We start from the raw sequence: 23998 nt of genomic DNA, 5'->3' as shown, positions 1-23998 counted from the left end.
CGTTTTTTTATTCCAACGCCGCCTGAGCGAACGCCGTTAACGGTTGGTTTTGCTGAACATTGTCAAAATGAATTTGGGTTTTATCTCCTTGTTTTTCATCTAACACAATGGTTTTCACCACGCTATCACCTTGAATTTCAATATGATTAAAAATCTGTTTCATCAGCAACGAACTTGGGGTTAACGTTAAAGACCAATTTTTCGCTTCACCAACCAGCATTGCATCAAATTGCGTTTTTAACCCGGAAATATCCCCCGATAACAAACCGAGGAACAAACTGATTTGTTCCGCCTGTCCCATTTTTCCATTTGCCACCCATTGCTTTCCATCCCATTGCATAATGCCGTCTTTTTTTACACGGAGCTGATTAGTAAAGGGTTTTTCCATTTGCCATAAAAGCCCTTTTTGCGCCAATAAGACAAATTTACCTTGGGTGGTAATTGGCTTATTTAAAGATTTCAGAAAACGCTGTTGGGTAAAATCACCTTGCACGTTTTGCGGGGTTTGCAACAAAGTAATAAGTTCATTTTCAGAAAATGCCCAAGTCAACGGACTCAACCACAATAAACAAATAGTCAATAAAATACGCATTATGCCGTCTCCCGTTGGAAAGTCGGGTGATTTTCCACCGCACTTCGCCAACAAGGCGGTGTCTGCAGCTGCATCTCTCCGCTTTTAATTTCTACGGCCACTTGCGTTGTGCTACCTGCAGTGAGTTTCTCATTCGTTGCAATATCACGAATAATATAATCAATGCGAATGCAGGTTTCATATTCCACCAACGAAAGCTCCACACGAATTTTTTGGCGAAACAACGCCGGTTTCACATATTTCAAATTCAACTGGACGATAGGCCAACCGTAGCCTTTTTCTTTCATCACATCATAGGTGTAATGAATTTCGTCTAAAAAGGCACAACGCGCCATTTCCAAATATTTCACATAATGCCCATGCCACATAATATTCATAGAATCCACATCAAAAAACTGGATTTCATATTCAGAGGCATGGTGACAATAAACGTCTTTTTTCTTTCTTAACATTTTAATCATCTTCCCAAAAATCGTAAAAATTAAACCAATACAAGGGGTTTTCGGCACATTCTTTCGCTAATAAATCCGCATAGCGTTGCATTGCCTGTTCAATATTCTCAGCTCGTTGCTTTCCGTGCCCCTCGATAGGGCCGGAAAAATGACGCAATTTTAAATGATAGTCGCCCCATTTTTTTAAGCAAAAGACCGTATTAATGGGGGCTTTCAGTAAACTTGCCATCAGCCATACACCTTGTGGAAAGGAAGCTTGAGCACCTAAGAAATCCACTTTTTGCGTTTTATCGCCGCGTACCGGCACGCGATCGGCCGCAATCGCAATCCACTCACCACGCTCAAGCCGTTCATGTAGCTCCAACATTTTTGCCGCATCCAAATCTTCTACTTGAATTAATGGTAAGGAAGTGGCTCCTGCCTTTTCGAGAGATTCATTAAAGGCTTGTGCATGACGGTTATGCACCAAAATGTTTAGCTTAAAATTGCTATGATTTGGGTTATCGACCAACGCACGACAAATCTCGATATTGCCAAAATGAGAACAAACCAGAATTTGTCCACGACCTCCTGAACGAATCGCTTGATAGACGTTATCCGTGTCATCATCAATTAAATCGGCATAACGAATTTTTTTCTGCCAGACGGCGAAACGATCCGTGATCGCCTCACCAAAGGCTAAAAAATGACAAAACACGGGATAACGGGGCAAATTAACCTGAGGAAAGGTTTGTTGGAGTCGTTGTTGATAGCGACGAATATTACGTCGAGCCTTTTGAGACGTCAGGAAAAAATAGCTCACTACAAAAAAAGTGACCAGTTTAATGACCCACAACGGGCAGTATTGCACAATAAGACGAGTTAAATTTAAGGAGAGCTTACTCCCGCGCTCATTTTGCTCTGCCCAATGTTGAGAGCTCATACTTTACGCCCCGTCAATACTCGTGCCAACATACCGAAAAATAAACGGCTGTGCATTTTACTGATGCCCCAGTTATCTGCAAAGCCACGGAAATGAGATATGCCGTTCTGTTGATAACGCACCGGCGTATCAACCCAAATTAAGGGGATTTGATGCCAATGGGCTTTCACCACAATATCGATATCGAAATCCATACGATTTCCTAACAACTCCACTTCCATTAAATCCAAAATCGGCGCTAAAGGATAAAGACGAAAACCACACATGCCATCTTTAATATCAAAAGAAAGCGTATGAATAGCATTCCAAAAATCTGTAATTTTACGTCCGTATAAACGCGCTTTCGGTGCATCCTCGCCATAAATCGGTTTACCGCAAATAAGTGCGGTCGGATTTTTTTGCATTTCGAGCAACATTTTTGCCATATCTGGAAGGTGATGCTGACCATCGGCATCCACCTGAATACCATGCGTGAACCCCATTTCAGCCGCTTTCATGAAGCCGATTTTCATTGCCGCACCTTTGCCCCCGTTAGTCGGGCAGTAATGCACAAAAACGTTAGGTATATGTTGCAATGTTTTTAAGACATCCACGTGAGTTTCGGCAGAGCCATCGTCGACAATCAACACCGGGAGATGTTGTTTCAACACCTGCTGAACGACATGTCCTATCGTATTGGAATGGTTGTAGTGAGGAACAATGACAATGACCTTGTTCATAGACCATCCTCTTTTTCTGCTAAAAAGGCTTGTTCAAAGTCAGGCTTACTAATTTTAGATTGGCTATTACGAGGCAGTGTTTCCACAAAGCGCCAAAAACGAGGCAACCCTGCATGTTCTTGAGTTTTCATTAGAAACTGACGTAACTGACTCACTAGGGCACGTCGTCCACGTTGTCGATAGGATTGTATACCATCGGGGTTTAACGCAACCCAAGCCGCCGGTCGGAAATGCACCGGATGCTGTGCGATATAGCAATCCGCCACCCAAGGATGTCGCAATAAATCCTGCTCGATGTTCACCAATGAAATACGCTTGTCACCAAACTTCACAATGCGATCAATCCGCCCTAATAAATGAAATTTGTCTTCAAATAATTCCGCACCATCTGCCGTTTGCTCCCGTTGATTTAGCCAAGCAGAATCAACCCATAAGGCGCCTTCGGTATTCAGTCCGACCTTAGTCATTGCAGTCGGCTGCCACAAACCATCATCGGCACGGAAAGCAATTGCGCCGGTTTCCGTGCTGCCGTAGCACTCAATCACATCAACCTTCAATTGTTGCCGAATAGCATTGCCGGTATCTGTCGGTAACACACCGCCGGAGGAAATCATTCCTAGCAAAGGGCATTGATGTAACTTCGCATCATCCAGGTTTAAGCGGGTCAAAAGCATTGGGCTACTAATCCAAATACTTGCCGGTGCAACAAAACTTTCTTTAATCAAATGTCCGGGATAAGGCTGTTGTTGACGTGCAATCGTCCACCCCATAATAAGCGGTAACATAATACGGTATGAAAGGCCATAATGATGTTGCACAGAAACGCTAGATACTAAATGAATATGATTCCCCTGCGGGAAAGGAAGAGATTGATGGATGGCTTCCGCCTCTAACCACATTTGCCGAGCTGTTTTGACCAATATTTTCGCCTGTCCGCTACTGCCTGAGGTTTTTAGCCAAATTTCCGTGGAATGATGGCAATCAAAGTGCGGTAGGTTTTCAGGGAATTTTTTTTCAATACCGTAATGATTAAACAGAGTGTCATCAAACAGAAAATCCGCATTTTCTTTGATCCATTGTTGATTTTCCGAAAGCAAATTAGGAGGAAGTAAAATACGCGTACCGGAATGAAAACACGCCAGCATAGCACATGCAAACGATGCCGCATCATCAAACCAAAAAGCAACCGATTTAATCTGTTCTTGCTTTAATTGTGCTGAAATTTGCCATGCTCTTGTTAGAAAGTCTTGCCATTGCCAGTCAGGATGGCGGGCAATTAGTGCATTAGGATCCCGTAGATTATTCATAATGTTTTTTTACTTTTTGTCTGACCAACCATTCACCGGCCATCACAATCGCCATAATGCAATAGGAAATCACACCGGTGTAGAGTGCCCAAAAATCATAATATTCCAATCCAATGGCTGTGGCAGTAATCAAGATATTTACAATAAAAACCCCACACCATAGTTGGGTGACTTTTCGGGTATAACGAACACCATGCTCATTTAAATCCGGTGTTTGAAGACGCGCTAAACGCTCAACCACAGTTTGCCCACGCAATAGGCTCCCACCAAATAACGAAAGCATTAACACGTTAATGACGATAGGGTACCAAAACATGGTTTCAATGGAGCGGGTTAGCGCCACCACGGCTAAAATAAACGCCATACACCAGGCAAAATAACGTTGCCCCTGCTGTTGAACAGCCCCTTTAAACGCCCAAAGCAGCGCCATAATCCAAGGTAAATGAAACAGCATTTGCTGATTATCGGCGAATAGCCACAGTATCGGATAAGCGATACCGGTTAACGTCAGTAAAAGGTTGATAATAATCTTAATAATATTCACAAGAGGCAACACAATTTATGAGGCAAACAAGTGATAACATGATTAACGATACGATAACACTGCGACGCCGCTACAGCACATATCATTTTCTACTTTCAGTTGGAAAGTGACTTTATCCCGTTTCTCGGCGACGTTTAATTCAAGAGAAAAACAGTCATTCGGACGTAAGAATTTTTGGAATTTCAATTTATCCAAACGGCTAAATTCAACATCCTGCGCTACCAACGCTTTAATCTTGTCACTAATCCATTGCAATTCAATTGCGCCCGGCACTAAAGGGAAATTTGCAAAATGATCTTTAAGATACAACAAATCTAATGGCACTTTGCCGGTTGCCTGATAATGACGCTTAGTTTGCTGTTCGGTTAACCAAATCGGTTCACGCTTTGGCTCAATACAAGTGCGGTTAAATTCCAGTTTGTTTATTTTAGATTGGCTATTGCGCGGCAATTTATCCGTAAAACGCCAAAAACGTGGAATCGCCGTCTTATCCTGTGTTTCAGCCAAATAGGCTTTAAGTTGATCTATCAAATGACGTCGACCATTCTCTCTTAAAATTTCAATCCCTTGTGCATTTAAGCCGACCCAAGCAGCCAATCGAGGTTGTTCAGGATGTTGCGCAATATAGCAATCCTCAACCCAAGCATGTTGGTTTAACTTGGCTTCAATACCGGCTAATGAAGTACGTTTATCACCGATTTTGACAATACGATCACTACGCCCTAATAAACGGAATCCACCATCAAGAAACTCCACCACATCTGCCGTTTGCTCACGTGTCGAAAGCCAACATCCCTCAATCCATAGTGCGCCATCTTCATTACAGCCTAAACGACTATTCGGCAAGGTTTGCCATAAATGAATATCATCACGAATCGCAATCGGGCCGGTTTCCGTACTGCCATAAATTTCAATGACAGGCTGCTGCAATAAATGGCGCATTTGTTCTGAAGTTTCTTCCGGTAATGCGCCACCGGAAGAAATCACACCGACGATATTTTTCGGCATTGTCGTATTAAACCAGTCAATACGGGTTAGCATGGCAGGACTACTGACGATCACTGTCTGTTCGGTATTCCGTGTTTCAGCAAGCATACATTCCGGATAAAATTGTTGCTTACGCCCAATTTGCCAGCCATTGACCAAGGACATCATGATGTGTACGGTTAAACCATAAATATGTTGAATACTGACCGTACTAATAGCCGTCACATTATTCTCTGCTTTAAACGGCAAGGCTTCCGCCAAGACTTCCGCACCAAGCCACATTTGCTCTGCGGTTTTAATGATTGTTTTTGCCTCACCGGTACTGCCGGAGGTTTTCAGCCAAATTTCCGTTTGGTTGTCATAATCAAAGAGCGGTCGATTTTCAGCGTGTTTTTGACAAGACTGTTGTGCACCAAAATCATCAAAATACACTGCCAAGGAAGAGTGAATCTCTACATCGGTTAGCCACAAATCCGCATGAGCACTCACCCACGCTACACTTTCTTGCGTAACATTCGGCGGGAAAAACACCCGCACTTTGGCATGCCAAGCGGCTAAAAGCGTACACGCCAATTTGGCACCGTCTTCCAACCACACTGCAACAGCTTGAATCTGACGGCGTTGAAATTCTGCGGACATTTGATACGCTTTTTGTTCGAAATCTGAATAGCACCATACAGGGTCGAGTGCAATTAGATCGGTTGGGGCATATTTACGCATTATTGAACGCTCTGACTAATTTTTAGCACTGCTTTGACCACATCATCTACGGTACGGACATTACGAAAATCTTCCGCTTGCAATTTGTGGCCTGTTTTACGTTTAATGTGATCGATCAAATCAATCGCATCAATGCTATCAATTTCTAAATCTTCATACAGATTGGTTTCCGGCTTAATTCTTTCCGGTTCGATTTCAAATAAAGACTCAAGCGCCTCAGTCAATAAATCTCGAATTTCTTGTTCGGTCATATTACGCCTCACCTTTTTGACTACGAATAAAACTTGCCAAGGTCGCTACACTTTCAAAGTGATTACGTACTTGGGTTTGTTCACTATCCAGCTGTAAATGAAATGTTTTTTGCACCGCCAAACCTAGTTCAAGCGCATCAACAGAGTCCAACCCTAAACCATCATCACCAAAAAGTGCGGTGTCATTTTCAATATCTTCAACACTGATATCTTCTAATGCCAAACTATCAATAATTAATTGTTTAATTTGCTGTTCCAGTTCCATTTTTGTTGTCCTTTGTGTGTAAATTAAAATAATCTTCTAAATATTTAGTCAATCGACGAGAAGCCATTGGTAAAGATTGGGTTTGTAGCCAGTCTTGAGGGTCAATATCCTCCCCAACAATAAGCTCATATTGAATGCGTGTTTTCGGAATTTGATACCACGGTTGACCTTTTTTCAAATTTAACGGAAACATTCGAATCACGACTGGTGTAATCACTTTAGCACTACGTAAACCGATAGATACCGCACCTCGGTTAAGGTTAACCACCCCATCCCAACCGGTTCGCGTTCCTTCTGCAAAAAGCAATAAGGCTTGTTCTTTGAGTACCTCATCGCTTTGTTCAAGTAATTCGACAGACTCCGTATTAGGTAAAAAACCACAGGCTAATATCTGATTTCGCATGGTAGGGTTATTTAATAAATCTTTTTTAACAATACAGTTGAGCGTTGGCACTTTACTTAAAATTAATACCACATCCAGTAAAGAAGGATGATTAGGCAGTATTAATTGTCCAGGACGACCAAGCTTTTCAAACCCCTTATAACTAACTTGCAACAAACCAGCAAAAGATAAATAGCGAATAAAGTAATTCCAAATCCGACCAACAAAACGGCGTGTTTTTAGCTGGCTTTGTAGTGCATGGCTTTTACTAGTAAGCATATAAGGGTATAAAACTAATTGAAGCATGCCCCCTGCGATCCCCCAAAAGAAAAAACCCATTGCCGTCCCAACAAATCGCCGAAACCAGTCTAATTTTTCTGCCATGCCCAAACACCTCCCGTACTATTTGGCGTTTGCCATTGTGTGCAGTTTAAATGCTGATTTTTAACCCATTCTAAGGCTGAATCTAAAACAGGCTCCATTTCAAAAGCGCTATTAGAAAGACTTAATTGGTATTGTTCCCCGGCTTCCACCACCAATGCCAACGCATAACTAAAAGGCTGACGCATAACCGGATGAGCGTTGTATTCCAGGGCAAGAGGTGATTCTGCGACAACCACAAGAACCTGCTTTTCACCTTCCCGTAACAGGAGATAGGCCTCCAATAATGCAATCTCCAAATTGTCTTTGTTAGCAACCAGCGCTGTGGTTTCTGCTTTCACTTGACGCAATTCAGACCATTGCCCGATTAATGCATTGTGTACTGACAAACTGAAAGAGGTTGGAGATACATCCCCTTCCGTTAATAAAGCATGCCACAAACTAAAGTTGCGATTAATTTCACTATTTGCTGACGCATAAACCACCGGTAAATTGTTTTTCTCCTCAACCAGATTCCAAGCTGCCTCAAAAATTAAACGGGCGGAATCGCTTAAACGGCGACGTTTTAATGGCGCTAAAAACTCAAGTTTAGGAACAAAATCAGGAAAACTTCCGCTATTTTGTTGCCAATGCGCATATCCTAGCGCCCAATCATTGTTGGATAATGTCTTATTACAAACAATGTTCCACGCTGAAATATTGCAAGAAAACTGACAAATAGTCTTAGTCATTATAGTTTATTGAAAGAGTTGGTTAATCATTAAATCCGTTTGACCTTGTAAACCAACCTGATCAACACGTTCTTTCTCATCACCGCGACGTTTATACGATAATGATCCCAAAGATTGTTTTGTTCCCATCTCTTTCAATTCAAATTTAGCACGAGCAATAATATGATTATTTCCTCTCACGTTAAAAAATAAAACGTGATCACAATCCGCTTTATTTCTCATTAATTCAGCTGAAATATTTTTATTTTTTAAGCTACGAGTTAACGCATCAATAAAATGATCTGGTGCGGCTTTAACGCTCCCTTTTAAGCAAACATGTTTAATATTCTGACCTGCGCTAACAGGTTTCAAATCAGTAACACCAGAGGAACAAGCTGTCAAAGAAAAAACAGCAAAACCGACACATAACAAGAATTTTTTCATAAAATAACCCACTTAATGAAATTTAAAATATCAAAATTAAAATTCCACCAATTCTACCTACCCGACCTAACTAAAGCAATCGCAAGACAATAAGAAAGATGATATCGTCAAATAATTGAAAATATTCATTCATAAAATAAAAAAGGCATAGGTTGACTATGCCTTTTTCTTTACAAAACACGGTAAAAAATGACCGCACTTTTAACAATGCAACGACAACAATGCCGATAAATCCGACATTTCTACCGTTGGTAACAGACGAGCATCGCTGAATTGGTAAATATGCTTTTGGGTTAAGTTTAACCAAACTGCTTGGCAGCCGGCTTGAATGGCGCCTTGCACGTCTGTTTGTAAATTGTCGCCTACATGCAACAGTTGGTGTGGCGAAATATTGAAATGCCGGGCGGTCTGTCGGAATAAATCCTCATGAGGTTTAGCTCTGCCATGCTCACCGCCGCGTAATGTTAAATCAAAGTGGTGAAAGCCAATACGCGCTGGTTCTACGTTGCCGTTAGTCATCGCCACAAGTTTATAGTGTTGTTTGAGTTGTTGTAGAATCTCGAAACTCTTTGTCGGTACGTCAATTTGATGGCGCCAGTGTAAAAAATACGACATGGCTTTTTCAGAAATAGCGGAAATGTCCACCGCACTTTTTTGTCGTTTTGCTAATAGCGCTTGTAAACTTTGCGTTCGCCATGCGGTAACATTTTCTTGTAGGAGAGGATTTTCTCGCCCAATCGTTTCTTTCCAAAACACCCATTCGGCATATGTCACGCCTTGAACACCGTCATATTGGCGTAAAAATGCCAAAAATTCACTTTCCGCTTTAATCATCACCTGTGAGTTATCGTATAAGGTGTCATCCAAATCAAAACTGATCACCTGAAAAGGCTGTAAAGTGCGGTAAAATTTCATGACGTTTCTCTTATTTTTTCCGTTTGGCTCGCGGATGCGCCGCATCATACACGTCTGCTAAATGTTGGAAATTTAAGTGCGTATAAATTTGCGTTGTCGATAAATGACTATGTCCGAGCAATTCTTGCACCGCGCGTAAATCCGAACTGGCTTCCAACATATGGGTGGCAAAAGAGTGGCGGAGTTTATGCGGATTCAAATGGCTATTCAACCCTTGTCGAATGCCCCAGCGTTCCAAGCGCATTTGAATCGTGCGCGTGGACATACGATTCCCCAACTGACTAACAAACAACGCATCGTCTTTTGGGTTAAATAACAACCGCACTTTGAGCCATTGTTGAATCGCATGGGAAGCATAACGCCCCAGTGGCACAATGCGCTCTTTGTTCCCTTTACCAATCACCCTTACTTCACGCACGCGAAGATTAATGCTGTTTAAGTTCAATCCTTGCAATTCCGACAAACGCAAACCGGAGCTGTAAAACAATTCAATCATGGCGCGATCGCGGATATCAATGGGCTCTTTGCTGTCATTAGCAAGTAATAGCTGAATTTGATCCCTATCGATGTTTTTGGGTAAATGTTTGGGTTGCTTAGGCGCGGAAACGCCCACGGCCGGATTCACCTTGAGCTGCCCTTGATACACCAAATAACTCAAAAAGCGGCGCAACGCAGAAAGGCGTAACGCCAAGCTTTTTTCTTTTAAGCCATCTTGTTTACTGCTTTGTGCCAACACATAGCGCACGACACTTAGTGTGACTTGTTGCCATTGTTGAATTCCGGCATCCTGCAAAATGGCGATAACGCGCACCAACTGATGCTGATAGTTGGTCAGCGTATGAGGACTCACTTGACGTTCAATGCGCAAATAAGTCAGGTATTTTTGCAGTTCATTTTGCATCGCAGATGATCGACCATTAGAGATAAATCACACCGTCATAGACGTGGGTAGCGCTACCGGTCATATACAGCGGATGCCCTTCGCCTTGCCATTCAATCAGCAAACTGCCGCCGGGCAAATCCACCTGCACTTCATTGTCCAATACGCCTTGCATAATACCCACAGCGACCGCCGCACAAGCACCGCTACCGCAGGCTTGGGTTTCGCCCGCGCCGCGCTCATGTACGCGTAATTTAATATGTTTGCGGTTCACCACCTGCATAAAACCGGCATTCACCCGTTCAGGAAAACGCTCATGGTTTTCGAGTAATGGTCCGAGCTGCGCTACGTTAGCCGTGTGAATATCATCCACCTGCACCACACAATGGGGATTTCCCATGGATACCGCGCCACAGAGTACCGTTTGAATTTCCGTGCGCAGAATATAATTTTTCTCGAATTTATTGGCGGTAAACGGAATTTTATTCGGCTCCCAAATGGGTTCGCCCATGTTCACACGCACATTGTCGTCTTCTTTGACGGTTAACACCATTTTGCCGTTTTGTGTACTGACGGCGATATCTTTTTTGTTGGTTAAACCTTTAAGCGTGACAAAACGGGCAAAGCAACGGGCACCATTACCACATTGCGCCACTTCACTGCCGTCCGCATTAAAAATACGATAATGAAAATCCAATTCGGGATCATAAGGCGGTTCCACCACCAACAGCTGATCAAAACCAATGCCACGATGACGATCGGCTAAACGTTTAATGGTGTCGGCGGGAAAATAAACGTTCTGCGTAACCGCATCCACCACCATAAAATCATTGCCGAGCCCGTGCATTTTAGAAAATTGCATGTGTATCCTTAAAATCGTTTAAATCATGCCAAGCATTATAATCAGCCCTATCCTTTGAGTAAATCTATTGCTTCTACGCTAAAAAAATGCGAGGAACACAAGGCTAAAAAACGCCGTAAAAAGAAACCGCACTTTGCCAAGCAAAAGTGCGGTCGTTTTAGAAGGTGTTTTTAATCTGTGTGCCCACTCAAGAAGCCACCGCTTTGGTGCTGCCATAATTTGGCGTAGAGACCGTTTTGTACGAGCAATTCGGCATGGGTACCTTGTTCCACGATTTGTCCGTGATCCAACACAATCAGACGATCCATCGCGGCAATCGTGGATAAACGGTGAGCGATGGCGATAACGGTTTTGTTTTCCATCATTTTATCCAAACTTTCTTGAATCGCCGCTTCCACTTCGGAATCCAGCGCGCTGGTGGCTTCGTCCAATAACAAAATCGGTGCATCTTTCAACATCACGCGGGCAATGGCGATACGTTGACGTTGCCCACCGGAAAGTTTCACGCCACGTTCACCAACGTGCGCATCATATCCCTTGCGTCCCTGTGCATCACTTAAAAACGGAATAAAATCCGCCGCTTCTGCACGCGCCGCCGCATCAAACATTTCCTGCTCGGTGGCACTTGGTCTGCCGTACACGATGTTATCACGCACAGAACGGTGCAATAACGACGTATCTTGCGTCACCAAGCCGATTTGACTGCGCAGGCTTTCCTGTTGCACGTCCATGATATTTTGCCCATCAATAGTAATGCTACCTTGCTGCGCTTCATAAAAGCGTAAAAGCAAATTCACAATGGTAGATTTCCCCGCGCCGGAACGCCCAATCAACCCCACTTTTTCACCCGGTTTAATGGTTAAATTAAAATGGCTCAACAAAGGTTTTGCCGGATCGTAGGCAAAACTTAGGTCGTTAAATTTAATCTCTCCACGCGTGACCTTTAACGGTGGGCAATTCGGTTTATCCAAAATGGTCTGCGGCTTGGTCAGCGTATTCATGCCGTCATTTACCGTACCGATATTTTCAAACAAGCGTGCCGATTCCCACATAATCCAACGGGACAAACCATGAACACGCAATGCCATCGCGGTGGACGTGGCAATCGCGCCGACACCGACCAACCCTTGTTGCCATAGCAGTACACCAATGATCGCCGTACTTAAAATCAGCACGACATTATTGATGTAGGTTAAGCTGTCTAGCGAGGTTGCCAAACGCATTTGGGCATGTACCGTGACCATAAATTCTTCCATGGAACGCTTAGCGTAACCCGCTTCACGAGCACCATGAGAAAACAATTTTACGGTAGCAATATTGGAATAGGCATCGGTGATTCGCCCCGTCATTAATGAACGGGCATCTGCCTGACGTTGAGCCGTTTTGGAAAGACGGGGAATTAACAAACGCAAAATGGTGATAAACAGCACAATCCAAACGAAGAAAGGCACGAGGAACCAACTATCCAATGATGCCAACACTAAGCCTGAGGTCACAAAATACACCACCACATAAACCAACATATCGGCGATCGTCAGCACCGTATCACGCACCGCTAAAGCCGTCTGCATGACTTTGGCAGACACCCGTCCGGCAAATTCGTCTTGGTAAAAACTTAAACTTTGTCCCAACATCAGACGATGGAAATTCCAACGCAGGCGCATCGGAAACACGCCTTGTAAGGTTTGCAGACGCACGGAGGAGGCTAAAAACAACCAAATAATGCTGAAGACTAACAAGCCGCCCATCCCCATGAGTAAATGGCCTTTTTCTTGCCATAATGTTACTGGGGTATAAGCCCCCAACCAATCCACCAACAAGCCCATGAATTGGAACAACATGGCTTCCATCACGCCGTTACCAATCGTCAGCACCGCTAACAACAAAATCCAGCCTTTCATGCCCTCAATACTCGACCAAATAAAGCGGAACAAACCGTTTTCCGGTGTTTTCGGCGATTGGTCGGGATAGGGGTTCAAGCGATTCTCAAACCAACTAAAAATTTTATGTAACATATCATCTTTCCTTAAAAACAAAGGGCAACCTTATTCGATGTTGCCCACAAACTGCGGCATATTATAGCCTAAATTGTCTTCAACCCATACTAAAGGGAGACACGTTTACGGTATTGACTTGGACTCATACCGTAAGCACTTTTAAAAGCCTTGCTAAAATGCGCTTCCGATTGATAGCCCACGTCCAACGCCACCGCCAATACACTTTTCTTGCTTTGGTTTAATAATAACGCCGCTTGTTGAAGACGAAGCTGAGTTAAAAATTTACCCGGTGCCATACCGATTTTTTGCTGAAACACCCGCATAAAATTCGCACGCGACATTGCCGCCAACTCGGCCAAAGAATCCATATTCCACGCTTGTTGCGGTGCGCTTAATAACTGTGCCAACACATGACTCAAGCGTTTATCTTGCAACCCCGCCAACACCCCTTGATTGAACTGAGTTGATTGCAATCCGTGGCGCAAAATATAAATAAACAGCACCGTGACCAGTGAATCAATCAAAGATTTCGCCCCACTTTGCGTTTTGTCCGCCTCCTGTTGTAGCACCTGAATCAATGCTAACAACGGCGTATCATGCAAAGACAAATGCAAATATGTAGGCAACGCCTCTATTAACAACGACGGACGACTGTAATACAACATGCCGCAAAACATTTTCAAATCCGGGGAATTCCGCCCAATATGATAAACCTTAAATAAATCCGTCGGCTTTTCTTGCGGTGTTGCCAACATTGGCGCTGTTTTCATTGCCGCCTGTTGCGTTTGACTGGCGATCACGTGCGGTCGATTTTGCGGAAGAAAAAAGACATCGCCGGCTTGCAAATGAATCTGTTGATTTTCCAAACTCAACCAACAATTCCCTTGTTCAATCAAATGAAAAATGCCGACATATTGATTTTCACCAACGTCCTGCTGCACCTGCCAATCACCCTGAAATAAACAACGGACGTTCACTTCTCCGCTGACCTGTGCTAACTGAATAAGTTTATCTAAACAATCCATAATGAGATTTTAAGTATAAAAGTTAAGACGAATTGGCAAGTATGATACAAGAATTTGCCTATAATTTGTTCCGAAATTCAGAACACATTTACAACATATTTAAGGAGAACAAGATGTTTGCAGATTGGAAAAATGATGTTGCCCATGTAAAAAAATCATTCGGCGAATTAGGTAAAAAACACCCGAAAATGTTACAAGCCTACGGCGCACTAAGCGCAGCGGCGGCAGAAGGCGACGTGTTGGATGCTAAAACCCGCGAATTAATTGCCCTTGCAGTGGCCGTCACCACGCGCTGTGAAAGCTGTATCGGCGTACACGCCGCGGAAGCGGTAAAAGCCGGTGCAACCGAAGAAGAAGTAGCCGCAGCCTTAGCGATGTCAATCGCACTCAATGCCGGCGCAGCTTACACCTATTCTTTACGCGCATTAGAAGCCTATAATACGCAGAAAGACTAACTTCATTTATTAGGAACTTTATATCATCGGCACCTTTTATAGGTGCCGATTTTTTTATAAAAAACAAGATGAAAAACCACCGCACTTTTACGGCAAGAGAAGGTCTTCCATTTGTTTAACCACCTCTTCCACTTCAATTTCCGCCATTAAATTTTGCCCTTTTAACTTGGTTGCCCAAGGCAATTGCGCTGAAGGTTTGCCGTATTCTTTTTGTGCATTTTGTTCATACACGGAAACCACATTATCTAAATTGTTGTAAGGTCCGGTGCGGAGCGGATTATGGTAGGCATACAGTCCGATAACGGGCGTCCCTTGTGTTGTAGCAATATGCGCCGGACCGGAATCCGGTGAAATCACTAAATCTACTTCACGAATTAATGCGGTAAGTTGAGTTAAAGATAACTTGCCAGCCACATCTACAAACTCAAAATTGCATAAGGTTTTTATTTCCTCAATCATCGCCAATTCACGTGGCGCGGGTGAGCTGCATAAAATCACATTGATATCATGTTGATGTGCCCAATTTGCCACTGCAGCATAACGTTCCACCAGCCAGTCTTTTTCTTTTTTGCTGGAACAAGGTGAAATCAGCAGATTTTTGCGATGTGGATCAAGATATTCTCGTACGACCGTTAAATCTGCCTCCGTCACCAGTAAATCCCACTCAGGCTGAGACGAGGGGACACCAAGATAGTCAGTAAATGCCATAAACCCGTCTAATACATGCGGCTTAGCAGGATCATGAATTCGTTGATTCGTAAACAACCACTGCCCTTCTCGTGCCCGTTGCTTACCGAAACCAATACGGTATTTCGCATGGATTCCGAGAGATAAAATGGAAGCTCGAAAGGCTGTTTGCATATTCAAAAGTGCATCAAACCGACGATGTTTCAATTGCCGCCATAAATTCCACACACCACGCCAACCGCTCTTTTTATCGTACACAATAAATTCAATGCCCGACACATGGCGAAATAACTGCGCTTCCGTTTTACCAATAATCCACGTAATTTGGGTGTTCGGCCAATAACGTTGAATATGTTGCACTGCCGCTAACGCATGACAAACGTCACCGATAGCGGATAAACGTAGAATGCAGAGAGATTGAGGTGCTTGGGAGAAAAGTGCCATGGGGATTTGTTATCTCGGTTAAACTTGGGAATCGGCTTATTTTAAAGTAGAATGCGTCTATCCGCTATCTCATTTTCATCACTTAAAATGCTTGAATTTCAACTCAAAAACGACTTTTTTCTCTTTAATTTTGATCAACCGCTGGCAAACCAAGATCTGTTTTTTAATCCAACATTTTGGCAACAACACAATCGCATTATCGGCTCCGCCAAAGGGCGTGGTACTACGTGGTTTCTCCAAACCGCAGATTTATTTGGCGTAAACACGGCATTACGACATTATTATCGTGGTGGCTTGTGGGGAAAAATCAACAAAGATCGTTATCGCTTCAACGATTTGAACCATACTCGTAGCATGGTGGAATTCAACTTACTCAATCAATTACATCAAGCTGGTTTACCGGTGCCGAAACCGATTGGGGCTCGGGTGCATAAGGGGAATTTAGGCATTTGTTATCAAGCCGATTTATTAAGTGAAAAAGTAGAAAATGCCCAAGATCTGACCGCACTTTTACAACATCACGCCCTTGAACCCAAACAATGGCAACAAATCGGCGGGCTTATTCGCCGCTTACACGATTTGCAAATCTGCCACACGGACCTGAACGCCCACAATATTCTGTTTCAACAAAACGAAAGCGACAACCAATTCTGGCTCATCGACTTCGATAAGTGCGGTGAAAAATCCGGAAGTTTTTGGAAAGACGCAAACTTACAACGATTACATCGTTCTTTTACTAAAGAAGTGGAACGAATGCATATTCAGTTTAATGAGCAGAATTGGCGGGATTTACTCGAGGGATATTCAAGCTAAGGAGAAAATGCTAGTGCAGGCAAAATACATGCACTAGTGACATAGTAAGTTACAGATACCTACGCACCTAACTCTCGTTTATGCTGCAACGCCTTTAACACGGCTGGCGGAACAAGTTGGCTCATGTCGCCGTTATGAAGATAAATTTCACGAATCATCGTAGAAGACACATAAGACCATTGCTCGACCGGTGGGAAAAATAGGCTCTCAACACCATGCGTCAACAAACGGTTAAGATGGGCTAACTGAACTTCATATTCAAAATCTGTCGTACTGCGCACACCGCGAATAATCGCTTTGACATGATATTCCGCAATGGTGTCCGCCAATAAATTATTAAACCCAATCACTTCCACATTTGGCAAATGCGCTGTTGATTGACGTACCAACTCTACCCGCTCCGCCAAACTGAATAACGGTTTCTTACTTGGGCTTTCGGCTATGGCTACCAAAACGTGAGAAAAAAGCACCGCACTTCGCTCAATAATATTTAAATGCCCATTGGTTAAGGGGTCAAAAGTACCGGGATAAATTACCGTTGTCATTTAGTTTGCCTCATTCAAATAAGGTTTTAACAAATCCATCACTCGTTGCAACGCACCGCGATTTTCATTTAGTACTGCATAACCCGCATTACCATAACGTTGGCTAAGCGTCGGTGATTCTAAAAACTGTGCGACAGCTTCTGCCACGGCTTGAGGACTTTCTTCCGTCATTAACACACCTTGACGCGCTTCCAACTTTGCAAATATTTCAGGAAAATTAAAGGTATGTTTACCACTAATCACCGGCAATTTAAAGGCTAACGGCTCCAACGGATTATGTCCACCATGAGCCACCAAACTACCACCTACCAAGGCGACATCTGCCATGCCATATAGCAACATCAGCTCACCCATACTATCACCGAGCAACACTTGGGTTTCTGCCTGCGGCGCCAGATGAGTACTACGACGAATATAATTAAAACGTTGTTGTTCAATAAGCTGTGCAACGGAATTAAAACGTTCAGGATGACGAGGGACTAAAATCAGTAATAAATCGGGAAAACGCTGCAGTAAAGTGCGGTGGCTTTTTAAGATGATTTCATCCTCGCCTTCATGGGTGCTCGCCGCAATCCAAATAGGGCGACCAGCATTCCATTGGGTTTTTAATGCCGAAATGTTAGCCAATAAATCGTCTGTTAAATTTAAATCGTATTTAATGTTGCCGGTCAATTTTAAGCGTTCTGGCACAATCCCTAATTGAGCGTAACGCGATAAACTCACCTCATCTTGCGGAGCAATTAAAGTGATATTCTCTAAAAGCGGTTTTAATGCCTTTTTAAACCAACCATAACGCTTGGTAGAACGCGCGGATAAGCGAGCATTCACAATAACAAATGGAATTTGTTTCTTGGCCAGTTGGTGAATCAGGTTAAACCAAAGTTCCGTTTCAATCACCACGACTAAACTTGGCTGCACAAAACGAATAAAGCGTGCAACGGCATCAGGTAAATCATAAGGCAAATAAACGTGAGTAACACTTTCTCCAAAGACCGCTTTAACGCGATCAGAACCGGTAGGTGTCATGGTGGTGATGGTAATCGGCAAATGCGGATAATCGTGCTGAATACGCTTAATCAGTGGCACTGCAGCGATGACCTCTCCCACAGAAGCGGCATGAATAAGCACACCATTAGGTTTAGGCGAAGACAACTTACAATACAAGCCATAACGTTCACTCAAACGTTTACGGGAATTAGATTCTTTTATACTACCAGCCAGGAGTGACAACCACAAAAATGGCTGGGCAAGATACATTACACAGGTATAAAAAAAACGTAACATAGAAAATACGCCGGCTTATGTTAGAATTGCGAAAATTAATAATGATAAACAAGCGCTTAGTATAAGCGTTTGCAACAGATTCACAAAGGATAAAAACATGCCTACTATCAGTGTTGCAATGATTGTCAAAAATGAGGCCCATCACCTCGCATCTTGCTTAGATACGGTGAAAGATTGGGTAGATGAAATCATCATTTTAGACTCCGGCAGTACAGACGATACGCAACGCATCGCCGAACAATACGGCGCAAAATTTTACCAGAATATTGATTGGCCTGGCTTTGGTAAACAACGCCAATTGGCTCAACAACATGTCACCAGTGATTATGTACTATGGTTAGACGCAGACGAACGAGTCACACCAGAATTACGCCAATCCATTCAAAATGCAATAGCACAAGATGCACCAAATACAGCATACAAAATCCCGCGTTTAAGCGAAGTATTTGGTAGCCAAATCCGCTATTCCGGTTGGTATCCCGATTATGTCATTCGTCTGTACCGCAGAGATTTCGCCCACTATGGCGATCAATTAGTGCATGAAAAAGTCGAGTTACCTGACAATGCTAAGATTCAAAAATTAAATGGCGATTTGCTTCATTACACTTATCAGGATATTCATCATTATCTCGTCAAATCTGCCGGCTATGCCAAGGCGTGGGCAGACCAACGAGAAAAAGCGGGTAAAAAAGCCACCTTATGGCAAGGCATAACCCATGCTATCGGTTGTTTTGTAAAAATGTATTTTATTCGATTAGGTTTCTTGGATGGTAAGGCAGGATTATTATTAGCAATTCTTTCTGCACACTCTACTTTTGTAAAATACGCAGATTTATGGGTTAGAAACAGAACTAAATAAGAGCGAAATCTTGCGATATTTTAAATATTCTAATGCTAAAAATAAAAAAGGTCGAATGAAAACATTCGACCTTTTGATTAATAAATTAAAAATCTTATTCCGCTACAGCTTCTTCAGTAGAAACTTCCGGACGATCAACTAACTCAATGTAAGCCATTGGTGCATTATCGCCTGCACGGAAACCACATTTAAGAATGCGGGTGTAACCACCTGCACGCTGAGCAAAACGTGGACCTAATTCATTAAATAATTTTGCAACAGTTTCAATATTGCGTGTACGAGCAAAAGCTAAGCGGCGATTTGCCACAGAATCTACTTTTGCTAAAGTAATTAACGGCTCAACTACTCGACGTAATTCTTTTGCTTTAGGCAAAGTCGTTTTAATGATCTCATGACCAATTAAAGAACTTGCCATATTACGGAACATCGCTTGACGATGACTGCTATTACGGTTTAGTTGACGACCACTCTTACGATGGCGCATAACCTTATCCTTCTCAGAAAAATCTTTAACCTACGACCAAACTAGTCTTCAGCAATACTTGCTGGTGGCCAATTTTCAAGGCGCATACCTAGTGATAAGCCTCTTGAAGCGAGCACATCCTTAATTTCAGTAAGTGATTTTTTACCCAAATTAGGAGTTTTTAACAACTCAACTTCTGTACGTTGAACTAAATCACCGATATAGTGAATTGTTTCTGCTTTCAAACAGTTAGCAGAACGAACTGTCAACTCTAAGTCATCAACAGGACGAAGCAGAATCGGATCGAATTCAGGCTTCTCTTCCTTAACTTCAGGTTGACGAACATCACGCAAATCAACGAATGCATCAAGCTGTTCTGCTAAAATTGTTGCTGCACGACGAATCGCATCCTCAGGATCAATGGTACCATTTGTTTCTAGCTCAATAACCAATTTATCTAAATCGGTTCGTTGTTCAACACGTGCTGCCTCAACATTGTAAGCAATACGGTCAATTGGGCTATAACAAGCATCTACTAATAAACGTCCAATTGGACGGTCCTCATCTTGATTCTGAGTACGAGCAGATGCTGGGACATATCCTCTACCACGCTGGACACGAATGCGCATATTAATTGACGCATTCTCATCTGTTAAATGGCAAATGACATGTTCAGGATTTACAATTTCAACATCACCATCATGGGTAATGTTTGCAGCAACAACAGGGCCAATTCCAGACTTACTAAGTGTCAAAAGAACATCATCTTTATTTTGTACCTTTACAGCTAAACCTTTTAAGTTTAGCAGTACTTCGATAATATCTTCTTGTACACCTTCTTTACTACTATATTCATGCAGTACACCATCAATCTCTACTTCAGTAACAGCACAACCTGGCATTGAAGATAAAAGAATTCGACGTAATGCATTTCCTAGAGTATGACCGAAACCACGCTCTAAAGGCTCTAAGATCACCTTAGCCTGAGTTGAGCTAATTTGCTCAATATCAACTAAACGTGGTTTTAAAAATTCTGTAACAGAACCCTGCATTTTATCCTCTCTTTGCTTCTAAGCTCTATTATTTAGAATAAAGCTCAACGATCAGATGTTCATTAATGTCTGCTGATAAATCAGAACGCTCAGGAACACGTTTGAATACACCTTCCATTTTAGCAGCATCAACTTCTAACCAAGTTGGTTTTTCTTTCTGTTCTGCTAATTCTAATGATGCTTTAATACGTGCTTGTTTTTTAGATTTTTCACGAACAGAAATCACATCATCAACTGAAACCTGGAAAGATGGGATGTTTACCACACGACCATTAACAACGATAGCTTTATGACTCACTAACTGGCGAGCTTCAGCACGAGTTGCTGCAAATCCCATACGATAAACTACATTATCCAATCGACCTTCAAGTAATACTAATAGATTTTCACCTGTATTACCCTTTAATCGATTTGCTTCTTTGTAGTAATTACGGAATTGACGTTCTAAAATACCGTACATACGGCGAACTTTTTGTTTCTCACGTAACTGACTACCATAGTCAGATAAACGTGGCTTACGTGCACCATGTTGACCTGGCGCAGTATCAATTTTACATTTTGAATCAATCGCACGAACGCCTGATTTAAGAAATAAATCAGTACCTTCACGGCGGCTTAGCTTGAGTTTAGGACCCAAATATCTTGCCATTTTCTTTCTCCAACTATCCTATAACGTCATTAAACACGACGTTTTTTCGGTGGACGACAACCGTTATGAGGAATCGGAGTCACATCAGTAATATTCGTAATACGGAAACCTGCCGCATTTAATGCACGAATAGTTGACTCACGACCAGGACCAGGTCCTTTTACCATAACTTCCAAGTTTTTCAAGCCGAATTCTTTTACAACTTCAGCACAACGTTCAGCAGCAACCTGTGCAGCAAACGGGGTGGATTTACGAGAACCACGGAAACCTGAACCACCTGCGGTAGCCCAAGCGAGGGCATTACCTTGACGATCAGTTATAGTAACGATTGTGTTATTGAAAGATGCGTGAATATGTGCAACGCCATCTACAACTTGTTTTTTTACACGTTTACGTGCACGAACTGGTGTTTTTGCCATCTTAATTTACCCCGACTATTTTTTGATCGGCTTACGAGGACCCTTGCGGGTACGCGCATTAGTTTTAGTACGTTGACCACGTACCGGTAAACTACGACGATGACGTAAACCACGATAACAACCTAAATCTAATAGGCGTTTAATGTTAAGTGTTACTTCACGACGTAAATCCCCTTCGACGGTAAATTTACCAACTTCGTCACGCAGTTTGTCAATCTGCTCTTCAGACAATTCGCTGATCTTAACATCTTCGGCAATACCCGCAGCAGCACAAATGCTTTTTGAGCGTGTTTTGCCAATACCGTAAATTGCAGTTAAAGCGATTACAGCGTGTTTATGATCAGGAATGTTAATGCCTGCAATACGGGCCACTATGCACTCCTATTGTTAATTAGTTGACACTCTGATCTTGAAAAGCCCGTTTTCAGGATACTCAAACAGAGCGTCAAGGAAATAAATGAGTTGGGTAGTATATATACCCAACCTGTTCTTTGCAAGAAAAATATCAACTAACCTTGACGTTGCTTATGCTTAGGATCGCTACAAAGTACACGAACAACACCTTCGCGTTTAACAATCTTACAGTTACGACATAATTTCTTAACGGAAGCACGAACTTTCATTGCTTATCCTTTTTAATAATTGGACTATTGTCCAAAACCTTTGAGGTTTGCTTTTTTCAACGCAGATTCATATTTTGTAGACATCAAATGACTCTGAATCTGAACGATGAAATCCATAATGACCACCACAACAATTAGCAAAGAGGTACCGCCAAAATAAAACTGCACATTCCAAGCTGATGTCATGATATAAGGAACTAAACAAACAAATGTGACATATAGACCACCAATAAGAGTTAATCTAGTCATAATTTTATCGATATACCGAGATGTTTGTTCCCCAGGTCTAATTCCAGGTATAAATGCACCTGATTTTTTCAAGTTATCTGCTGTATCTCTAGGATTATATTGCATTGCAGTATAGAAAAAGCTAAAGAAGATAATTGCAGTAGCATAAACAATCAAGTATAAAGGTTGCCCAGGATGCAATAACATTGATAAATCAGTTAGCCATTCTAAGCTTGACCCTTGCCCAACCCATTGAGTTAATGTTGCTGGGAAAAGAATTATACTTGATGCAAAAATTGCTGGGATAACACCTGCCATATTCACTTTTAATGGAAGATGAGTCGTATGTCCCCCCAAGATTTGTCTACCTTGTTGGCGTTTAGCATACTCAATTTTAATTCTTCTTTGCCCTCGTTCTACGAAAACAACAAAATAAGTAACTACGAAGACAATTACAGCAATTAATATAAGAACAAGAAAATGCATCTGACCAAGACGAGCTTGCTCAATTGTTTGACCTACAGCCGCAGGCAATCCTGCCACAATACCAGCAAAGATAATTAAAGAAATGCCATTCCCAATACCACGCTCTGTAATTTGCTCGCCTAGCCACATTAAAAACATGGTTCCTGTAACTAAACTAATCACGGCAGTGAAATAGAACCCAAACCCTAGATTCGGAACTAGGCCTGGTAGCATGTTAGGTAAACCCGTTGAAATACCAACCGCCTGCAAGGTAGCAAGAACAACCGTAGAATAACGGGTATACTTACTAATTTTACGACGACCAGATTCACCTTCCTTTCTTAACTCAGCAAGTGCTGGATGAACCGATGCTAACAACTGAATAATAATTGATGCCGAGATATAAGGCATAATGCCCAAAGCAAAAATAGAAGCTCGGCTCAATGCACCACCAGAGAACATATTAAACATATCAATGATGGTGCCTTTTTGCTGTTCAATTAATTGAGCTAACACAGCTGCATCTATACCAGGAACCGGAATGAACGAACCAATACGGAAAACAATAAGCGCTCCAAGAACAAATAATAATCTGCTTCTCAGTTCACTTTTACCGTCTTGAACACTTCTCGTTTGATAGCCTGGTTGCTTAGCCAT

Annotated in this window: 30 protein-coding genes; 3 read left to right on the top strand and 27 right to left on the bottom strand. The window is 42.4% G+C overall.

The genetic code is table 11. The annotated features are described in order from the left end of the window. Positions 1-7 precede the first annotated feature (7 nt). The 17 genes from HMPREF9064_RS08525 to HMPREF9064_RS08605 form a co-directional block, all read right to left on the bottom strand. The gene (locus HMPREF9064_RS08525) at positions 8-592 is read right to left on the bottom strand and encodes a LolA family protein (RefSeq protein ID WP_005715826.1); all 585 of its coding nucleotides are present in this window, start codon (positions 590-592) and stop codon (positions 8-10) included. After that, entirely contained in the window at positions 592-1053 is a 462-nt protein-coding gene (locus tag HMPREF9064_RS08530; RefSeq protein WP_005715825.1) for an acyl-CoA thioesterase, read from the bottom strand. The genes HMPREF9064_RS08525 and HMPREF9064_RS08530 overlap by 1 nt, the downstream gene beginning before the upstream one ends. Then, positions 1046-1966, bottom strand: coding sequence for an LpxL/LpxP family acyltransferase (locus HMPREF9064_RS08535; protein ID WP_005715823.1), 921 nt, complete (start codon positions 1964-1966; stop codon positions 1046-1048). The genes HMPREF9064_RS08530 and HMPREF9064_RS08535 overlap by 8 nt, the downstream gene beginning before the upstream one ends. Then, positions 1963-2685, bottom strand: a complete 723-nt coding sequence (locus tag HMPREF9064_RS08540) for a glycosyltransferase family 2 protein (protein WP_005715821.1) — start codon at positions 2683-2685, stop codon at positions 1963-1965. Before HMPREF9064_RS08540 ends, HMPREF9064_RS08535 begins: the two co-directional genes overlap by 4 nt. Further along, positions 2682-3992 (bottom strand): AMP-binding protein, encoded by a 1311-nt coding sequence (locus HMPREF9064_RS08545; protein ID WP_005715819.1) that lies wholly within the window; start codon positions 3990-3992, stop codon positions 2682-2684. Before HMPREF9064_RS08545 ends, HMPREF9064_RS08540 begins: the two co-directional genes overlap by 4 nt. Further along, positions 3985-4530, bottom strand: a complete 546-nt coding sequence (locus tag HMPREF9064_RS08550) for a COG4648 family protein (protein ID WP_032998066.1) — start codon at positions 4528-4530, stop codon at positions 3985-3987. The genes HMPREF9064_RS08545 and HMPREF9064_RS08550 overlap by 8 nt, the downstream gene beginning before the upstream one ends. Before the next feature lie 48 nt (positions 4531-4578). Then, positions 4579-6243, bottom strand: a complete 1665-nt coding sequence (locus HMPREF9064_RS08555; protein ID WP_032997742.1) for an AMP-binding protein — start codon at positions 6241-6243, stop codon at positions 4579-4581. Then, a complete protein-coding gene (locus HMPREF9064_RS08560; protein ID WP_005715813.1) occupies positions 6243-6494 on the bottom strand; it encodes an acyl carrier protein in 252 nt (83 codons plus the stop codon). Before HMPREF9064_RS08560 ends, HMPREF9064_RS08555 begins: the two co-directional genes overlap by 1 nt. A gap of 1 nt (position 6495) precedes the next feature. Further along, on the bottom strand, positions 6496-6759 hold the full coding sequence (locus HMPREF9064_RS08565; RefSeq protein ID WP_005715810.1) for a phosphopantetheine-binding protein: 264 nt from the start codon (positions 6757-6759) through the stop codon (positions 6496-6498). Next, positions 6737-7525, bottom strand: coding sequence for a lysophospholipid acyltransferase family protein (locus HMPREF9064_RS08570; RefSeq protein ID WP_005715808.1), 789 nt, complete (start codon positions 7523-7525; stop codon positions 6737-6739). Before HMPREF9064_RS08570 ends, HMPREF9064_RS08565 begins: the two co-directional genes overlap by 23 nt. Beyond that, positions 7510-8253, bottom strand: coding sequence for a beta-ketoacyl synthase chain length factor (locus tag HMPREF9064_RS08575; RefSeq protein WP_005715806.1), 744 nt, complete (start codon positions 8251-8253; stop codon positions 7510-7512). Before HMPREF9064_RS08575 ends, HMPREF9064_RS08570 begins: the two co-directional genes overlap by 16 nt. A gap of 6 nt (positions 8254-8259) precedes the next feature. Next, positions 8260-8676 carry a hypothetical protein gene (locus HMPREF9064_RS08580; RefSeq protein ID WP_005715804.1) on the bottom strand — a complete coding sequence of 139 codons (417 nt, stop codon included), beginning with the start codon at positions 8674-8676 and terminating at the stop codon, positions 8260-8262. Positions 8677-8877: 201 nt separating this feature from the next. Continuing rightward, positions 8878-9591: a 5-amino-6-(5-phospho-D-ribitylamino)uracil phosphatase YigB gene (gene yigB / locus HMPREF9064_RS08585; RefSeq protein ID WP_005715802.1), complete on the bottom strand. Its 714-nt coding sequence runs from the start codon at positions 9589-9591 to the stop codon at positions 8878-8880. 10 nt (positions 9592-9601) lie between these two features. Beyond that, the gene (xerC, locus tag HMPREF9064_RS08590; RefSeq protein ID WP_005715799.1) at positions 9602-10492 is read right to left on the bottom strand and encodes a tyrosine recombinase XerC; all 891 of its coding nucleotides are present in this window, start codon (positions 10490-10492) and stop codon (positions 9602-9604) included. 16 nt (positions 10493-10508) lie between these two features. Beyond that, positions 10509-11333, bottom strand: coding sequence for a diaminopimelate epimerase (gene dapF / locus HMPREF9064_RS08595; protein ID WP_005715797.1), 825 nt, complete (start codon positions 11331-11333; stop codon positions 10509-10511). A gap of 170 nt (positions 11334-11503) precedes the next feature. After that, the gene (locus HMPREF9064_RS08600; RefSeq protein WP_005715795.1) at positions 11504-13348 is read right to left on the bottom strand and encodes an ABC transporter ATP-binding protein; all 1845 of its coding nucleotides are present in this window, start codon (positions 13346-13348) and stop codon (positions 11504-11506) included. A gap of 89 nt (positions 13349-13437) precedes the next feature. Next, on the bottom strand, positions 13438-14355 hold the full coding sequence (locus tag HMPREF9064_RS08605) for a cupin domain-containing protein (protein WP_005715793.1): 918 nt from the start codon (positions 14353-14355) through the stop codon (positions 13438-13440). 113 nt (positions 14356-14468) lie between these two features. On the opposite strand from HMPREF9064_RS08605, the gene HMPREF9064_RS08610 reads away from it, so the two are divergent. Further along, on the top strand, positions 14469-14810 hold the full coding sequence (locus tag HMPREF9064_RS08610; RefSeq protein WP_032997740.1) for a carboxymuconolactone decarboxylase family protein: 342 nt from the start codon (positions 14469-14471) through the stop codon (positions 14808-14810). A gap of 87 nt (positions 14811-14897) precedes the next feature. Here HMPREF9064_RS08610 and HMPREF9064_RS08615 read toward each other — a convergent pair whose 3' ends face one another. Further along, positions 14898-15941 carry a glycosyltransferase family 9 protein gene (locus HMPREF9064_RS08615; RefSeq protein ID WP_005715790.1) on the bottom strand — a complete coding sequence of 348 codons (1044 nt, stop codon included), beginning with the start codon at positions 15939-15941 and terminating at the stop codon, positions 14898-14900. Between the two features lie 87 nt (positions 15942-16028). Here HMPREF9064_RS08615 and HMPREF9064_RS08620 point away from each other — a divergent pair, with 87 nt between their 5' ends. Beyond that, the gene (locus tag HMPREF9064_RS08620) at positions 16029-16754 is read left to right on the top strand and encodes a 3-deoxy-D-manno-octulosonic acid kinase (protein WP_005715788.1); all 726 of its coding nucleotides are present in this window, start codon (positions 16029-16031) and stop codon (positions 16752-16754) included. Between the two features lie 59 nt (positions 16755-16813). On the opposite strand, the gene coaD is transcribed toward HMPREF9064_RS08620, so the two are convergent. Beyond that, a complete protein-coding gene (coaD, locus tag HMPREF9064_RS08625) occupies positions 16814-17299 on the bottom strand; it encodes a pantetheine-phosphate adenylyltransferase (RefSeq protein ID WP_005715787.1) in 486 nt (161 codons plus the stop codon). Then, entirely contained in the window at positions 17300-18583 is a 1284-nt protein-coding gene (waaA, locus tag HMPREF9064_RS08630; protein ID WP_032997739.1) for a lipid IV(A) 3-deoxy-D-manno-octulosonic acid transferase, read from the bottom strand. A gap of 97 nt (positions 18584-18680) precedes the next feature. Between waaA and HMPREF9064_RS08635 the strand changes: the two genes are divergently transcribed. After that, positions 18681-19442, top strand: a complete 762-nt coding sequence (locus HMPREF9064_RS08635; RefSeq protein ID WP_005715783.1) for a glycosyltransferase family 2 protein — start codon at positions 18681-18683, stop codon at positions 19440-19442. A 94-nt stretch (positions 19443-19536) separates the two neighbouring features. Here HMPREF9064_RS08635 and rplQ read toward each other — a convergent pair whose 3' ends face one another. The 7 genes from rplQ to secY form a co-directional block, all read right to left on the bottom strand. Beyond that, entirely contained in the window at positions 19537-19926 is a 390-nt protein-coding gene (rplQ, locus tag HMPREF9064_RS08640; RefSeq protein WP_005715780.1) for a 50S ribosomal protein L17, read from the bottom strand. Between the two features lie 41 nt (positions 19927-19967). Then, positions 19968-20957, bottom strand: a complete 990-nt coding sequence (locus HMPREF9064_RS08645; RefSeq protein WP_005715778.1) for a DNA-directed RNA polymerase subunit alpha — start codon at positions 20955-20957, stop codon at positions 19968-19970. 28 nt (positions 20958-20985) lie between these two features. Further along, positions 20986-21606 carry a 30S ribosomal protein S4 gene (gene rpsD / locus HMPREF9064_RS08650; protein ID WP_005715776.1) on the bottom strand — a complete coding sequence of 207 codons (621 nt, stop codon included), beginning with the start codon at positions 21604-21606 and terminating at the stop codon, positions 20986-20988. 29 nt (positions 21607-21635) lie between these two features. Then, positions 21636-22025, bottom strand: coding sequence for a 30S ribosomal protein S11 (gene rpsK, locus HMPREF9064_RS08655; RefSeq protein ID WP_005701868.1), 390 nt, complete (start codon positions 22023-22025; stop codon positions 21636-21638). A 15-nt stretch (positions 22026-22040) separates the two neighbouring features. Beyond that, positions 22041-22397 (bottom strand): 30S ribosomal protein S13, encoded by a 357-nt coding sequence (gene rpsM, locus HMPREF9064_RS0109365; RefSeq protein ID WP_005548758.1) that lies wholly within the window; start codon positions 22395-22397, stop codon positions 22041-22043. Positions 22398-22534: 137 nt separating this feature from the next. Then, complete coding sequence (gene rpmJ, locus HMPREF9064_RS09725) at positions 22535-22648, bottom strand: 50S ribosomal protein L36 (protein ID WP_005548767.1); 114 nt, start codon at positions 22646-22648, stop codon at positions 22535-22537. Positions 22649-22672: 24 nt separating this feature from the next. Beyond that, complete coding sequence (gene secY, locus HMPREF9064_RS08660; protein ID WP_005715771.1) at positions 22673-23998, bottom strand: preprotein translocase subunit SecY; 1326 nt, start codon at positions 23996-23998, stop codon at positions 22673-22675.

The organism is Aggregatibacter segnis ATCC 33393 (assembly GCF_000185305.1).
Classification (GTDB): domain Bacteria; phylum Pseudomonadota; class Gammaproteobacteria; order Enterobacterales; family Pasteurellaceae; genus Aggregatibacter; species Aggregatibacter segnis.
Note: the sequence above shows the minus strand (reverse complement) of the source record. Positions and strands in the feature narration are given on the sequence as shown.